Annotated in this window: 16 protein-coding genes; 1 reads left to right on the top strand and 15 read right to left on the bottom strand. The window is 68.5% G+C overall.

Features of this window, described 5'->3' with window-relative positions:
- Positions 1-30: 30 nt before the first annotated feature.
- The 10 genes from gmk to queG form a co-directional block, all read right to left on the bottom strand.
- Positions 31-759: a guanylate kinase gene (gmk, locus tag KBI44_07545; protein MBP9144319.1), complete on the bottom strand. Its 729-nt coding sequence runs from the start codon at positions 757-759 to the stop codon at positions 31-33.
- Positions 749-1,627: a YicC family protein gene (locus tag KBI44_07540; GenBank protein MBP9144318.1), complete on the bottom strand. Its 879-nt coding sequence runs from the start codon at positions 1,625-1,627 to the stop codon at positions 749-751. The genes gmk and KBI44_07540 overlap by 11 nt, the downstream gene beginning before the upstream one ends.
- A complete protein-coding gene (locus KBI44_07535) occupies positions 1,624-2,364 on the bottom strand; it encodes a lysophospholipid acyltransferase family protein (protein ID MBP9144317.1) in 741 nt (246 codons plus the stop codon). Before KBI44_07535 ends, KBI44_07540 begins: the two co-directional genes overlap by 4 nt.
- A 1-nt stretch (position 2,365) precedes the next feature.
- The gene (locus tag KBI44_07530; protein MBP9144316.1) at positions 2,366-4,315 is read right to left on the bottom strand and encodes an ABC transporter ATP-binding protein; all 1,950 of its coding nucleotides are present in this window, start codon (positions 4,313-4,315) and stop codon (positions 2,366-2,368) included.
- Positions 4,312-5,595, bottom strand: a complete 1,284-nt coding sequence (gene lpxB, locus KBI44_07525) for a lipid-A-disaccharide synthase (protein MBP9144315.1) — start codon at positions 5,593-5,595, stop codon at positions 4,312-4,314. Before lpxB ends, KBI44_07530 begins: the two co-directional genes overlap by 4 nt.
- Positions 5,592-5,783, bottom strand: coding sequence for a hypothetical protein (locus KBI44_07520; GenBank protein ID MBP9144314.1), 192 nt, complete (start codon positions 5,781-5,783; stop codon positions 5,592-5,594). Before KBI44_07520 ends, lpxB begins: the two co-directional genes overlap by 4 nt.
- Positions 5,780-6,178, bottom strand: a complete 399-nt coding sequence (locus KBI44_07515; GenBank protein ID MBP9144313.1) for a hypothetical protein — start codon at positions 6,176-6,178, stop codon at positions 5,780-5,782. Before KBI44_07515 ends, KBI44_07520 begins: the two co-directional genes overlap by 4 nt.
- A gap of 12 nt (positions 6,179-6,190) precedes the next feature.
- Positions 6,191-6,532: an integration host factor subunit beta gene (locus tag KBI44_07510; GenBank protein ID MBP9144312.1), complete on the bottom strand. Its 342-nt coding sequence runs from the start codon at positions 6,530-6,532 to the stop codon at positions 6,191-6,193.
- Positions 6,516-8,240, bottom strand: a complete 1,725-nt coding sequence (locus KBI44_07505) for a 30S ribosomal protein S1 (protein MBP9144311.1) — start codon at positions 8,238-8,240, stop codon at positions 6,516-6,518. The genes KBI44_07510 and KBI44_07505 overlap by 17 nt, the downstream gene beginning before the upstream one ends.
- 126 nt (positions 8,241-8,366) lie before the next feature.
- Complete coding sequence (gene queG, locus KBI44_07500; GenBank protein MBP9144310.1) at positions 8,367-9,488, bottom strand: tRNA epoxyqueuosine(34) reductase QueG; 1,122 nt, start codon at positions 9,486-9,488, stop codon at positions 8,367-8,369.
- 94 nt (positions 9,489-9,582) lie between these two features.
- On the opposite strand from queG, the gene KBI44_07495 reads away from it, so the two are divergent.
- Positions 9,583-10,683, top strand: coding sequence for a Glu/Leu/Phe/Val dehydrogenase (locus KBI44_07495; protein ID MBP9144309.1), 1,101 nt, complete (start codon positions 9,583-9,585; stop codon positions 10,681-10,683).
- A gap of 34 nt (positions 10,684-10,717) precedes the next feature.
- Here KBI44_07495 and KBI44_07490 read toward each other — a convergent pair whose 3' ends face one another.
- Genes KBI44_07490 through trpS form a run of 5 tightly spaced genes read right to left on the bottom strand, consistent with a single transcriptional unit; the run spans position 10,718 to position 15,069 of the window.
- Positions 10,718-11,407 (bottom strand): (d)CMP kinase, encoded by a 690-nt coding sequence (locus tag KBI44_07490; protein MBP9144308.1) that lies wholly within the window; start codon positions 11,405-11,407, stop codon positions 10,718-10,720.
- Between the two features lie 29 nt (positions 11,408-11,436).
- Positions 11,437-12,603: a pseudouridine synthase gene (locus KBI44_07485; GenBank protein MBP9144307.1), complete on the bottom strand. Its 1,167-nt coding sequence runs from the start codon at positions 12,601-12,603 to the stop codon at positions 11,437-11,439.
- A complete protein-coding gene (gene scpB, locus KBI44_07480) occupies positions 12,600-13,265 on the bottom strand; it encodes an SMC-Scp complex subunit ScpB (GenBank protein MBP9144306.1) in 666 nt (221 codons plus the stop codon). Before scpB ends, KBI44_07485 begins: the two co-directional genes overlap by 4 nt.
- Positions 13,262-14,053, bottom strand: coding sequence for a segregation/condensation protein A (locus KBI44_07475; GenBank protein ID MBP9144305.1), 792 nt, complete (start codon positions 14,051-14,053; stop codon positions 13,262-13,264). The genes scpB and KBI44_07475 overlap by 4 nt, the downstream gene beginning before the upstream one ends.
- Complete coding sequence (trpS, locus tag KBI44_07470) at positions 14,050-15,069, bottom strand: tryptophan--tRNA ligase (protein ID MBP9144304.1); 1,020 nt, start codon at positions 15,067-15,069, stop codon at positions 14,050-14,052. The genes KBI44_07475 and trpS overlap by 4 nt, the downstream gene beginning before the upstream one ends.
- Between the last annotated feature and the right edge of the window lie 67 nt (positions 15,070-15,136).

Genomic DNA, 15,136 nt, shown 5'->3' with positions numbered 1-15,136 from the left:
GGGAGGTGGACCGCGGTCTACGTGGCGTCGTCAGGTCTTTGGGACGCTGGAGAAGTCGGCCAGGATCGCCTCGACCCGGGGCTGCATCCGGGCGAGACGACACCGCTTCTCCAACACGATCGCCGCGAGCGCCTGGCTGGCACGCGCAGCATCGTCGTTGATAATAACATACTGGTAACGGTCGAAACGCTTGATTTCCCAAAGAGATACGGCGAGTCGCCGGGCGATTTCGTCGGCTCCGTCGAGGCGCCGGCCCTCCAGCCGCTGGACCAGATCGGCGTAGGACGGGGGCAGGATGAAGATGCTGTAGGCGGCCGGGAACCGGTGCATCAGGCGTTCGGCGCCCTGGACGTCGAGGTCCACCACGACGTCGATCCCCTGATCGAGAAACGGCATGACCGCCGCAACGGAGGTGCCGTAGTAGTTGCCGTGCACTTCGGCCCATTCGAGGAAGAGATCGTCCGCGATCATGCCCCGGAAGAGCTGCTGCTCGACGAAGTGATAGTCCTTGCCGTCGATCTCTCCCAGCCGGGGACGCCGGGTGGTGTGGCTGACCGAGAACTCCATGCTGCCGGAGTCGGTCAGCGAATCGATCAGGTTGCGGATAAGGGTCGTCTTGCCGGCGCCCGACGGCGCCGACAGCAGGAAGAGCTCGCCCTGCCCGCGCCTCTCCGCCGCCAGGGGGGCCGGCGGCGCCGGCGGAGATGGCGGTACGGGCGGCGTGGGAGCCGGGGGCGACCCGGCGTGTTCATTCGACATTCTGCACCTGCTCCCGGATCTGTTCACAGAGCAGCCGGGCATCCAGGCCGAGCTGCACGACGCGTGTATCGCGGCATTTGGCGCACAGGGTGTTGAGCTCGCGCAGCAGCTCCTGGGCGAGGAAGTCGAGGTGCCGGCCGATCGGTCCCGCCCGCAGGACGACCTCCTGCATCTGCGCGAGGTGCGCGGCGAGCCGGTCCATCTCCTCCTGGACATCGCTCTTCTCCGCCAGGACGGCGATCTCGGAGAGCAGCCGCTCTTCGTCGATTCCGGACTCTTTCGTCCACTCGCGCAGCCGCAGCCGCACGCTCTCGGCGATGGCGGCGCGCGCCTCGGGGAGGCGCTCGCGCAGCGCTGCCGCGACCTCGAGGAGCCGCGCGAGAATCGAGTCGAGGGCCTGGGCGATGCGCGCGCCCTCCCCCACCCGGGTGGATTCGAACTGCTCCAGAGCGGCGTCGAGGCTCCGCCAGACGGTCGCGTCGTCTTCGCTGCTCCAGGAGGAGACCGCCTTCTCGACACGCAGGAAGGTGGGGCTGCGCGCCAGGTCGCCGACCGTCCACTGCCGGGTGAGGTCGCCGGAGTCGATCAGCGGCTGGCAGGCTGCCAGGAGCTTCCGGACCGCCCCCATGCGCAGCTCGACCTCGACCTCGCTGTCGTGCAGCCGGCGCAGGGCGACCGAGGTCTCGCAGCGGCCGCGGCGGATGACCCCGTTGAGGCGGTCGCGGATCGCCGCCTCGAGAAACCGCAGCTCCTCGGGCAGCCGCAGGACCAGGTCGAGATAGCGATGGTTCACGCCCTGGAGAGTCACCGCGACCTGCATCCCCTCGAGCTCGACGATCGATTGCCCGAACCCGGTCATGCTCTTCATCGATCCCCTCCACCGCCGACAGCGTTCGTGCTCTCCGCCGCCGGCGGCCCCTGCGGCCCCTGCGGATGCCCCGAGAGCTCCTCCGCCCGCTTTTCGAGGGCGAGCAGCGACTGCTCCAGCCGCAGGGCCCCCTCGGCGACCGGGCTCCGCGGTGGCACGTGGAGCGGCATACCGTAGACCACGTCGACCCGCGCGCCGGGCAACGGCACGAGCATTCTGTCCCAACTGCGCAGGAGCTTGCGCCGGTTGGCCGCGATGGCGACCGGCTGGATCGGAAATCCGGTCAGCGCGGCCGCGACGATGACGCCGGGCTGGACCTCGCGCACCGGTCCGCGCGGCCCGTCGGGAGTGAAGGCGAGGTCCGAACCCGAGCGCGCCCGCCGCAGGAGGTCGCGCAGTGCCGCTGCTCCGCCCTGGCTCGAAGAACCGCGGCAGGTGTCTATACCCAGATGGGCGAGGGTCTGCGAGGTCAGCTCGCCATCCCAACTCTGGCTCACCAGGACGCTCATCCGCGCGCCGCGATAGGCGTAGCGCATCAGGATCAGGTGACGATGCCAGAAGGCGAGGATGAAAGGTCGTCCTTCGCGCTCCCAGGCGCGCACGGCGGCGTCGTCGTGGAAGCGGAAGTCGATCGTTGCAGCGAGGCCGCGTATGAGGCCGGAGAGTGCGAGACTCGCCGGACCGATCCTCCAGTCGTCCGCCGGGGTACCTTCCCGCCTGGACCGCGCGCCTCCCACGTCACTCCCTGAACTGCAGATCGTAGAGGCGCCGATAGAGGCCGTCGGCGGCCAGCAGCTCCGCATGGCTCCCCTGCTCGACGATTCGCCCGGCCTCGAGCACGAAGATCCGGTCCACCATGGTGATGGTCGTCAGCCGGTGGGCGATGACGAAGGTCGTCCGGTCGCGCATGAGGTTCCCGAGCGCCTTCTGCACCAGCGACTCGGACTCGGTGTCGAGCATCGAAGTCGCCTCGTCGAGGATGAGGATCGGCGCGTTCTTGAGCAAGGCGCGGGCGATCGCGAGCCGCTGGCGCTGGCCGCCCGAGAGGCGAACGCCGCCCTCGCCGACGATCGTGTCGTAGCCCTCGGGCAGCTCGAGGATGAACTCGTCGGCGTAGGCGGCGAGAGCCGCCTCGCGCACCTTCTCGAGCGGCAGATCCTGCCGCCCATAGGCGATATTGGCGCGCACCGTCTCGTTGAACAGCACGGTCTCCTGGGTCACCAGACCGATCATGCCGCGCAGGCTCGCGAGCTGGATGTCGCGCACGTCCACGCCATCGATCAGGATCCGGCCGCTCGTCACGTCGAAAAACCGCGGCACGAGGTTGCAGAGCGTGGTCTTGCCGCCGCCGGACGGACCCACCAGCGCCACCGCTTCACCGCGCCGGACCGTGAGCTCGACGCCGGAGAGGACCTCCTTCTCCTCGTAGCGGAACGACACGTTCTCGAAGTGGATCTCGCGCGCGAGATCGGGCACAGCGACTGCGCCCGGCCGGTCCTGGATCTCGACCGGCAGGGTCATGAGACTCCGGATGCGCTGCGCCGCGGCCATCGACTGCTGCACCACCAGATTGACCTTGTTGAGCTTTCGGATCGGGTCGTACATCGCATACAGCCCGATGAGGAACTTCACCAGCACGCCCGGCTCCATGGTCTGGGAGTGGATCGCCCGGCCGGCGAAGACCAGGAAGACGCCGGCGCCGACGACGCCCAGCGATTCGATCACCGGCCCGGAGAGATTCGACAGCATCTGACCGCGCAGATTCGCGCGCAGGTGGCGACGGGTCGCATCCCGGAATCGCGCCTCTTCGAACGCCTCCATCCCGAAGGCCTTCACGACCCGATGCCCGCGACAGGCCTCCGACACCAGGTTGGCGAGGTCGGCGGTGCGCTCCTGTGTCCGGTGGCTGGTCTTGCGCATGCTCTTGCTGAAGCGCACGATCGGATAGAGCACCGCCGGCGCCACCACGACGCAGAAGAGCGCCAGCTTGTACTGGATCGAAAACAGCAGGGCGAGCAGACCGATGAGCGTCACGGACTGCTGCACGAGGTCGACGAGCCGGGTCGAGACCGCCGCCTGAAGGACGCCGACGTCGTGGACGACGCGGCTCACCAGCTCTCCCGAAGGGTGCTCGGCGTGAAACCGGCTGGTCTGCGCCAGCGTCCTGGCGTAGAGATCGTTGCGCAGATCGTTGGTCGCGCCGAGGCCCAGATGCTGAAAGGCGTAGCCGTTCAGGAAGTCACTGAAGCTGCGCAGGATGAAGACGACGACGAACAGCAGGGGGATGAAATAGATCACCTGCGCCGGCGCGACGCCGAAAGCCGCCTTGAGCCACGCGAGCCCGTCGTGCAGCAGCCGATCGAGAAAGACACGCGCCTTCCTGGCCTCCTGGAGGACGTCCGCCGGGGCGGCCGCGGTCGTGCCGGGGGCGCTGGCGCGGCCGGCAGGGCTGTCGGGAGCGGTGGGGACGGCCGCCGCCGCCTCGCCCTTGGCGTCAGCGGGCAGCAGCGCTCCGAGCCCGGCCGGCATCTCGGCCGAACCGATCTGCAGCACCTCGCTGAAGATCGGTTCGAGCAGCTGGATCAGGACGACGGTCGATGCGGCATAGAGCACCGTCGCGCCGAGCGCGAGAATCGCCCATCGCCAGTACTTGCGGACATAGGGCAGCAGGAAACCGAGGAGCTTCAAGCGCTGCCCCGGCGGGAGGCGGCCGTGCGACTCGCTCGGCGGGCTCCCGTCCCGGCGAGCGCGCCGTTCGCCCCGACGAATCCGGCAGGAAGCACGGGATCCGTGGTCTCGCTGGCGGCTGTGCGCTTCTCGGGCAGGAAGGCCGCCACCTCGCGGGCGGCGCGCTGGCTGGCGCCGGAGCGCCCCAGGGCCGGCCGGAGCGCGGCGAGGTCGCGGCGCATCGTCGCGATGCGGGCGGGCGACTGCAGGAGCTCGAGGGCACGCGCCGCGATGTTCTCGGGCGCGGTCGCGCCCTGCATCAGCTCGGGAACGGCGCCGCGCCCGAGCACCAGGTTGACGAGACTGAAATGCGGCAGGCGCACGAGGGCGCGCGCCAGCAGGTAGCTCCAGGCTCCGAGCCGGTAGAGCACCAGCATCGGGGTTCCCAGGAGGCCCACCTCCAGCGTCGCCGTACCCGAAGCGCAGAGCGCCAGATGCGAAGCGGCGATCGCCTCGAATCGGTCCGCGCGGACCACGGTGAGCGGCTTCCCGGTCTCGGCCTCGTGGGCGGCCAGGAATGGAGCGAGGAACTCCGCCGTGACGGAAGGCGCCTGGATCAGCACCGCCTCGACCTCGGCCTGGCGCTGCAGCGCGCGGCTGGCGGCGAGCATACGCGGCAGCAGCGCCCGGATCTCGCTGCGGCGCGAACCCGGCATGAGGGCCAACTGGAACCGGGCGGGCGGGCCGGAGGGCCGCGCCCCCGGAGGGCTGTCCCAGGCTCCGGCGAGCGCCGGGATCTCGTCCACGAGCGGATGCCCGACATGGGTCACGGGAACCCGATGGTGACGGTAGAAGTCTGCCTCGAACGCGAAGAGGACGAGCATGCGGTCCACGAGCTCAGAAATGGCGCGGACGCGGCCCTTTCGCCAGGCCCAGACCTGCGGACTGATGTAGTAGACGACCGGGATCCCGAGCCACTTGAGCTTGCGGGCGAGCCGCAGATTGAACTCCGGGAAGTCGATCAGGACGGCGACGGTCGGCCGGCGCCTTTCACAGGCCGCGACCAGCAGATCCTGGATCTCCCTGGCGCGCGGCAGGATGCCGAGCGCCTCCGAGATGCCCACGACCGAGATCTCACGGCTGTCGGCGACGAGCTCGACACCCTCCGCCCGCAACTGGTCGGAGCCGAGGCCGAACGCCCGCAGGCCGGGACGCAGGCGCTTGAGCTCGCGCAGCATCCTCGCGCCGTGTTGATCCCCTGAGGCCTCCCCGGCGACCACCAAGAGGTCGCCGGCGCTCATGGGATCGGAGCGGCTGGCCCGGTGGGGAACGGATACATCAGCCACCCGAGAAGGATGGCGCCGATCATCATGCCGAGAAAGATCTGCAGGAAGAGCTTCGCCTGCTGCTGCCGTCCGCGCCGCCAGAGGAGGGCGAAGAAGACCGACACCAGGGCGGCATAGGTCGTCATCAGGACGAGATGACTCACTCGTCCTCCTTTCTGCCGCGGGCGATGTCCCAGACATCGAGCACCAGAAGGAGGTTCATGAGGCCCGCGGAGAGCAGGAAGATGGTGCCGTACTCGAAGCCCTGGGCCTCGGGCTTGCCCTGATAGCCGGCGCCGTAGCGCGCGACGAAATAGGGGGCACCGACCCCCATTGCTCCGAGCGTCGCGAGATAGGACAGGGGCTGCCCCGCCACCGGCCGGTAGAGGTTGCCTTCGAGCCGCATTCCAAGTCCGAAAGCGATCAGCAGAACGATGGCGAAACCGAGCGCCCGGAACCTCTTCCCGAGGAGGAGGTGTCCGGACGCCGGCAACAGCCAGGCCAGCACTGCAAGGAGGACGGCCCGCAGGGGAAAACTCGACTTCGCAGCTTCGGTCACCGAATCTCCGCGTCAGGAAGCCGACTGATTGAGCTGCTCTTTGAGCTCCTTGCCCGGTTTGAAGTAGGGAATCCGCTTCGGCGGGACTTCCACCCGCTCCCCCGTCTTTGGATTCCTCCCGAGCCGCGCGCCGCGGTTGCGGATCCGGAAGCTGCCGAACCCGCGGAGCTCGATCTTGGACCCCTCCCGAAGCGAGTCGATGATCGTCTGAAAAACGAGATTGACGATCCCCTCGGCCTGCTTCTTGGTCAACTGCGCGGTCCTCGCCACTTCTTCGACGAGATCCGCCTTGGTGAGTCCATCGTTCGCCGGCTCCACGGGCTGCCCCTTTACCGGCTCAGGAAGCTTCGCCATCCGACTCCGCCGGCTCGGTGGGCTCGGTGGGTTCGACCGTCTTGGCGGCAACCGACGCTTCGAGCTCGGCGACCTCTTCGTCGGAGGGCTGCGAGACGCCGCGGATCGTGAGACCGACCTTCTTCTCGTCCTGCTCGATCCGGAGAATGCGCGCCCGGACCCACTTGCCGACCGGGAACGTGCTCTCGAGCTTGCCGCCGGCGAAGTCGATCTCGCTGATGTGCGCGAGGCCTTCGAGGCCGTCGAAGATGTCGATGAACAGACCGAAGTCCGTGACGTTGACCACGCGGCCGGTGACGATGTCGCCGACCCGGTTGTTCTCGACGAACTCCTGCCACTCGTTCGGCAGGAACTCCTTGATCGACAGCGAAACGCGCTGGTTGTCGACGTCGATGTTGGTGATGCGCGCGCGGACGGTGTCGCCCTTCTTCAGGACCTCGCTGGGGTGCTTGATGCGCTTGGTCCAGCTCATGTCGGAGACGTGAACCAGGCCGTCGATCTCCTCGGTGATCTCGACGAAGGCGCCGAACTCGGTGAGGTTGCGCACCCGGCCGTCGATGATCGAGCCCACCGGGAAGAGGTTGGAAAGTCCTTCCCAGGGATTGCGTTCGATCTGGCGCAGCGAGAGGCTGATGCGGCGCTGGCCGAGGTCGAGCTCGGTGACGATGGCGGCGAGCTGCTGACCGGGAACGAGGAGCTTCGCCGGGCTGACCACCTTCTTCGTCCACGACATCTCGCTGACGTGCACGAGACCCTCGACACCCTCTTCGAGCTCGACGAACGCGCCGTAGTCGACGAGGCTCACGACCTTGCCCTCGACCCGAGCACCGACCGGGAACTTCTGGTCGACATGGATCCAGGGATCCTCCTGGCGCTGCTTGTAGCCGAGCGAGACGCGCTCGGACTCGCGGTCGAACTTGAGCACGATGACGTCCACTTCGTCACCGACGTTGAAATGCTCCGAGGGATGGTTCACCCGGCCCCAGGAGATGTCGGTGATGTGCAGCAGACCGTCGATGCCGCCGAGGTCGACGAACACGCCGTAGTCGGTGATGTTCTTGACGACGCCCTTCAAGCGCTCGCCCTCCTGCAGGCGCTCGAGCGTCTCGCCCTTCTTGCGCTCGTACTCCTTTTCCAGGACGGCCTTGCGCGACAGGACGATGTTGTTGCGGCGACGGTCGAGGCTGATGACCTTGAACTCGAGATCGCGGCCCTTGAGGCTCTCCAGGTTCTTCACCGGCTTGATGTCGGCGAGCGATCCCGGCAGGAAGGCGCGGACGCCGACGTCGACCGTCAGGCCGCCCTTGATGCGATCGATGACCCGGCCCTTGATGATCCGGCCCTCCTTGAAGCTGTTCTCCACGTCGGTCCAGACGCGCATGCGCGCCGCCTTGGCGTAGGACAGCAGGATGTGGCCTTCGAGGTCCTCGGTCTTCTCGAGGAGCACCTCGACGTCATCGCCGACCGCGACGGTCAGCTTGCCCTCTTCGTTGTGGAACTCGGCGACGGGGATCAGGCCTTCCGACTTGTAGCCGACGTCGATCACCACGGAGTTGTTGGTGATCGTGACGACCCGGCCCTTGACGATCTCGCCTTCGGCGAGGTTCTTCATGCTCTGGTCGTACAGTCCGATGAACTGCTCGTAAGCGCGCTGGTCCTCGGCGCTCATCTCCTCATCGATTTCCGCGCGCTGCTTGCCCAAGCTCATTCCGGTACTACCTCCTGGTTTGGATTTTTTTCGAGGCCTGGCCTCGTGCCCCTGGAAAGGGGACTCGACATTCTAAGCCGTTGAGAATTCGAGCCTTGAAAGTATATGGGTCGCTCGCGCCCGCTGTCAAAGGGGGCCGAGGGCCGTTTCCAGCTCGAAACGCTGGACCGGATCCGCCTCGCCTTCGAGGGCTCGCTGCAGGATTTCCTTCGCCTCCACTGTGCCGATCTCCCCCAGAGCCCAGGCGCTGTGCCTGCGGACTACGGGTGAGCCGCTCTCGAGCGCCTCGGCCAGAGACGCAATATATCCCGGATCGCGCCGATTTCCCATCGCCACCGCGACATTTCGTTTCAGGCCGTCCACTTTGGGACGTAGAAGCGGACTGCCGCGCAGGAGCGCCCGGAGGTCGCCCTCCTCGCCGCCCAGGACGCCGGCCAACGAGAGCTGCTGCCGCGCCGGAGGGGTCGCGAACTCCGCGGCGAGCTCCCCCACCGGATCGCCGTTCCAGGGGCAGACCTCCTGGCAGATGTCGCAGCCGAAGACCCACTCCCCCATCCCCGCCCGGATCGCGGGCGGAATGTCGCCGCGCTGCTCGATCGTCCAGTAGCTGATGCAGCGCGAGCTCTCGAGCCGGTAGGCGCTCAGCGCGCCGGTCGGACAGGCCTCCACACACCTCGTGCAAGCCCCGCAGAGGTCGGAGACCGGCAGGTCCGGTGCCAGATCCAGAGAAAGCAAAAGCTCGGCCAATAGAAAAAAGGACCCGCTTTCGGGGTGCAGGAGGTTGGTGTTCTTGCCAAACGCACCGAGACCGGCACGCGCCGCCCACTCCCGCTCGAGGAGCGGGGCCGTATCGACACAGATCCGCGCCTCGATTTCCGGCACCTCCGCTTCGATCGCCACTTTTACTTTACCGAGCTTTTCGCGCAGGGAATCGTGGTAATCCTGCCCGCGCGCGTAGCGCGCGACACCCGGCCAGAAGTCTCCTGCGGGTTCGGGGGAGTCGGCGGGCGGAGCGTAATCGAGCGCGACGCAAAGAACGCTCCGCGCGGCGGGAAGGAGGTCGCGAGGATCCCGGCGCAGCGCGGCATGCCTCTCGAGATAGGCCATGTCGGCATGCCCGCCTTCACCGATCCAGCGGTCGTTGGCAGCGCCCGTCGCGGAGGGAGCGACGGTGGCGATGCCGGCGCGCGCGAAGCCCGCGGCGAGCGCGAGCTCCTTGACCCAGGCGGCATCGGCGCGGCGGTTCATGCGGCGATTGTACGGGGACCGTGCAGTAGAATCCGCGGGTTTTCGCGGCAATCCATTTGGACATGGGGCCCTTCGGGCACGAGAGGAAGATCGCATGGACGCTTTCGCCGAGATGAAGGAGATGGGGCACGAGCGCGTGCTGCTGTGCTCGAACCGGGAAGTCGGCCTCGAGGCGATCATCGCCATCCACTCGACCGTGCTCGGCCCGGGCCTGGGCGGCACGCGGATGTGGCCCTACGAGAGCTTCGACGCCGCCATGACCGACGCGCTCCGGCTGTCGCGCGGCATGACCTACAAGGCCGCGGCGGCCGGGATCAACCTCGGCGGGGCCAAGGCGGTCATCATCGGCGACCCAAAGAAGGACAAGTCGGAGGCCCTCTTCCGCGCCTTCGGGCGTTTCGTCGGCTCGCTCGGCGGCCACTACATCACCGCCGAGGACGTCGGCACCAACACCTCCGACATGGAGCTCATCGCGCAGGAGACCGCGTGGGTGACCGGCGTCGCGCCCGAGCTCGGCGGCGGTGGAGACCCCTCGCCGGTGACCGCGCTGGGCGTCCTGCAGGGGATCAAGGCTGCGGCCGAGACCCTCTGGGGATCGACGGAGCTCGGCGCGCGCACCGTCGCGATCCAGGGGCTCGGCAACGTCGGCGGCTACCTCGCGGGCTACCTCAAGGACGAGGGCGCGCGGATCGTGGGCTGCGACATCGACCGCGACGCCATCGCCGAGGCCCGGGAACTGGGGGTCGAGATCGTCGAGCCGGAGGCGATCTACGACGTCGACTGCGACATCTTCGCCCCCTGCGCGCTGGGCGCGATCCTCAACGACGACACCCTCCCCCGCCTCAAGGCGAAGGCGGTCGCGGGCGGCGCCAACAATCAGCTGGCCGACGCCGCCCGGCATGGCGCCGAGATCGACTCCCGCGGGATCCTCTATGCGCCCGACTTCGTGATCAACGCCGGCGGCCTGATCAACGTCTTCCAGGAGTTCATCGGCTACGACCAGGACCGCGCCCTGCGCCGGGCGCGCGGCATCTTCGACAACGTCCTGCGGGTCTTCGCGATCGCAAAGCGCGACGGCATCCCGACCTCCGTCGCTGCCGACCGCATGGCCGAGGCAAGGATCGCCGACGTGAAGCTGCTCGGACCGCGGCACTGGGAGCGTGCCGTGCTCGAGCGGCTCGCCCAGCAGGGCTGAACCGGCAACCGGCGGCCGGCCGCGGCGGGCGCGATCAGCCGCGCGCCGCGCGCCGCTGGATTTCGCCCAGCATCACCTCGACGACCGCTTCGGGATCGAGGCTGCCGGTGTCGATCCGGCAGGCGTCCGGAGCCGCCTGGAGGGGCGAGGTACTGCGCGAGCTGTCGCGGGCGTCGCGCTCGGCGAGCTCGCGGGCGACCTCGCCCGGCTCCGGGCCGGGCTCTGGCCCGCCCCTCTTCCCCACCAGCTCGGCGTGCCGGCGCTCGGCACGCACCCCCGGGTCGGCATCGAGGTAGAACTTGAACGGTGTCTCCGGCGCGACCACCGTGCCGATGTCGCGACCCTCCATCACGCCGCCATGGCGGCGGACGAACTCCTGCTGCAGTGCGACCAGGCGCTGACGGACCTCGGGATGGACGGCAATGCGCGAGGTCAGCGCCGCGACATCCGGCCGGCGCAGGCGCTCGCCCGGCCGCTCGCCGCCGAGCTCGACCTGGGCCCCGCCGGCGAGCAGCACCAGCCGGAGCGGCATCGACTCGACCGCCGTCGCAACCGCCGCGCGGTCTTCCGGATCGATCCCATGGTCGGCAAGGTGCAGCGCCGTCGCCCGGTACATCGCGCCGGTGTCGACGTACGGCACCGCGAGGCGCGCCGCGAGGCGGCGGGCCACGGTGCTCTTTCCCACCCCGGCCGGGCCGTCGATCGCGACCACGACGAGCGGCATCGGAGGACTCTGGGGGGGAGGCGTTTCGCTCACCGCGGGCGCGAGGTCCGCGGTTTTCCGCCGGGGGCCGGTCGCCCACGACCGGGGGGACGTGCGCCATCGGGACGGGACGAGCCGGCCGGCCGTGGCTTGCGCGACGGGCGGTCGGCCGCAGCCGGGCGCTCCGCCCGGGTCGCGCGCGCCGCTCGTTCGGGTCTCTCGGCGCGTGCCGGACGTTCAGGCCGCGCGGGCCGCGCCGCACCGTCGGCGCGGAACGGGCGCGCCGGACGGGAGTCCGCTTCGGGGCTCTCGACGCGCGCCGTGCGCTGGGGCCGGAACGGACGCACCGGCCGCTCGGCGCGCTCCGCGCGCACCGGGCGCTCGGCTCGCGCCGGCCGCTCGGTGCCGGTGGACCGCTCGGAGAGTCCGGCCGGCAGACGCTTGGCGGCGCGCGGTTTGGTCGCCTTCGCCACCACCTTTTCGGTCGCCTTGCGCAGCAAGGCGAGCTCGCGATCGGAGAGCTCGCGCAGCGCTCCCACCGGCAGCTCGGTGTCGCGCAGCGGGCCGATCGCGACCCGGCGCAGCTTCTGCACCGGATGCGCGATGCGGAAGAACATCTCGCGCACCTGGCGGGTGCGGCCTTCGGAGAGCTCGACGGCGAACCAGGTGTTGCCCCCCTCCTCGTCGCGGCTGCCGGTGCTCTTCATCCAGGTGATCCGGCAGGGGGAGGTCCGCTTGCCTTCGATGACGATCCCCTTGCGCAGGCGGTCGAGGTCGGCCTCTTCGGGCGTTCCCTTGACCTTCACCTCGTAGGTCTTGTGGCAACCGTAGCGCGGATGGGAGATGCGCTGGGCGAACTCACCGTCGTCGGTGAGCAGCAGGAGCCCCTCGGTCTGGTAGTCGAGGCGACCGACGGGAATCAGGGCCTTGCGCCAGTGCTGCGGCACGAGCTGCATGACCGTCGGCCGGCCGGCCTCGTCCTCGACCGCGGTCAGGTAACCGCGCGGCTTGTTGAGGAGGAGATACCGCTGCGACGTGGCGGCCTGGATGCGCTTGTCGTCCACCTTGATCGAGTCGACGGCCGGATCGGCCTTCTCACCGAGCACGGCGACCTTGCCGTTGACGGTCACCCGGCCTTCGGTGATCAGGTTCTCGGCTTTCCTGCGGGCGGCGACACCGGCTCTCGCCAGGATCTTCTGCAACCTCTCTGCGGTCACGATTCCTCCGGACTTAAAGACTCCACTTCGAACGCTGCCGCCGAATCGGATTCGGCGGGCTCATGCGCTTCCATCGTCTCCGTCGCAGCGGTCGAATCGGGAACTTCGATCGCTTCGACCGGCTCGCTGCCGAACGTCTCCTCGAACTCCTCGAGAGGCGGCAGCTCACCCAGGCCCTTCAGGCCGAAATGCATGAGGAATTCCCGCGTGGTCGAATACAGGAAGGGCCGGCCGACCACTTCCTTCCTCCCCGAGATCCGGAGCAGGCGCTTCTCCAGCAGGTTGCGGATCACGGCCTGGGACTGCTTGCCGCGCATCTCCTGCACCTCCGGCGCCGTCACCGGCTGGCGGTAGGCGACGATCGCCAGGGTCTCGATCGCCGCCATCGAGAGCTTGTTGCCGCCGGCGGCGTCGAAGAACTTCTTGAGATAGGGATGGTACTCCGCCGCCGTCACGATGCGAAGTCCGCCGGCGACCTCTTCGATGAACAGGCCCCGTCCCGGCTCCGGTTGATAGCGCGCCCGCAGCGCGGTCAGAGCGGCGTCGAGATCCTCCGCCGAGACACCTTCGAAGAGGCCGGCCAGGCGGTCGACGGGCACCGGCTGGGCGGCTGCGAACAGCACCGCCTCCAGGGCGGCCTCGAGATCGGCTCGACTGATCATGCGTCCACACTCTCCAGGTCTTCCGCGGTCGGATCGAGGGTCGTCCGGTAGAGGACGATCTCGCCGGACTCCGTCTGGTGAATCCGCACCAGCCGCAAGCGCGCGAGCTCGAGGACCGCGAGGAACGCGGCGATCGCCTCGGCGCGGCAGCTCCGGGTCCGCAGGTCGTGAATGAAGTCGAAGGGCGCGCCGGCGTTCAGGATGTCGAGCAGGCGCTCGAACTGGCCGCGCACCGGGTAACTCTCCGCCGGCAACAGGATCGGATCGGGATTCTCCCGGTCGTAGCGGTCGAGCACGCCGCGAAAGGCGGAGAGGAGGTCGAAGAGCGAGACCTCGTCCATGTCGACCTCTTCGCCCTGCTCCTCCTCCCAGGCGGGCTTGCGGCGGGCCCAGAGACCGAGCCGCATGCGGTCCACCTCGGCCAGGGCCTGCGCCGCCTCCTTGATCCGGCGGTACTCCAGCAGCCGCTGCACGAGCTCGCCGCGCGGATCCTCGTCGGAGGGTTCGCCGTCGGTCTTTTTCGGGCGCGGCAGGAGGAGCCGCGACTTCAGCTGGATCAGCAGCGCCGCTTCGTAGATGTACTCGCCGGCGATGTCCAGGTCCATCTCTTCCATCAGCCGCAGGTACTCGTGGAACTGATCGCAGATCGTCGCCACCGGGATGTCGGTGATCTCGACCTCGTTGAGCTTGATGAGGTGCAGCAGGAGGTCGAGCGGCCCGTCGAACACCGGCAGGTGGACCCGCCACGCCTCCGGCAGCAGGCGGGTGACGGCCGGTGCCGCGCTCACTGGAGTTCCCGCTGCAAGAGGCGGTCGTAGTCGAGACCGAGGGCGCCGCGCACCTGCGCCATGGTCTCCTGGGCGCGCTCGCGGGCGCGCACCGAACCATCGCGCAGCAGCGAGAGCAGCGCACCGCGCTCGCGCAGCAGCTCGTGGCGCCGCTGCTGGATCGGCTCGAGGAGGGCGATGATCTGCTCCGCCAGGAGCTTCTTGTCCTCGACGCACCCGATCACCGCCGCGCGGCAGTCGCGCGCCACGCGCTCCTGGAGATCCAAGGGCGAAAGCAGCTTGTGGAACTCGAACAGGTTGCAGCTCTCGGGATGCCCGGGATCGCTCTTCCTCACCCGCGTCGGGTCGGTGAACATGGTCATGCACTTCTGCCGCACGACCGCCGGCGGATCCGAGAGGTTGATGGCGTTGTCGTACGACTTCGACATCTTGCGGCCGTCGAGGCCGGGCACCTTCGGGGTCTTCGTGAACAGCGCCTTCGGCTCCGGAAAGACGTTGCCGTAGAGGCTGTTGAAGCGGCGCGTGATCTCGCGCGACAGCTCGAGATGGCTCGCCTGGTCCTCGCCGACGGGAACGAAGTGGGCGCGGTAGAGGATGATGTCCGAGGTCTGGAGGACCGGGTAGCCGAGGAAGCCGTAGGTGTTCAGGTCCCGATTCTCGATCTCGCGGATCTGGTCCTTGTAGGTCGGGACGCGCTCCAGCCAGCCGAGCGGCGTGATCATCGACAGGATGAGATGCAGCTCGGCGTGCTCCGGCACCATCGACTGGACGAAGACGACGGACCGCTCGGGATCCACACCCGCGGCGATCCAGTCGGCGAACGCCTCGACGGTGTTCTCGGTGACCTTCGACGGGTCGGCGTAGTCGCTGGTCAGGGCGTGCCAGTCGGCGGCGAAGAAGTAGCAGCGATGCTTCTCCTGCAGCTCGACCCAGTTGTGCAGGGTGCCGAAGAGATGGCCGAGATGGAGCTTCCCGGTGGAGCGCATTCCTGAAAGTACGATTTGAGAGTCCGACACAGAGGCTCCTTCAGGTTCCGGCGTCACTTCGCCGGCGCCGCTTCCTCAAGCTGTACCACCGGGGGAC

The sequence above is a fragment of the Thermoanaerobaculia bacterium genome (genome assembly GCA_018057705.1).
In the GTDB taxonomy this organism is placed as follows: domain Bacteria; phylum Acidobacteriota; class Thermoanaerobaculia; order Multivoradales; family JAGPDF01; genus JAGPDF01.
The sequence above is the reverse complement of the archived record's forward strand: the minus strand, read 5'-3'. Positions and strand labels throughout refer to the sequence as shown.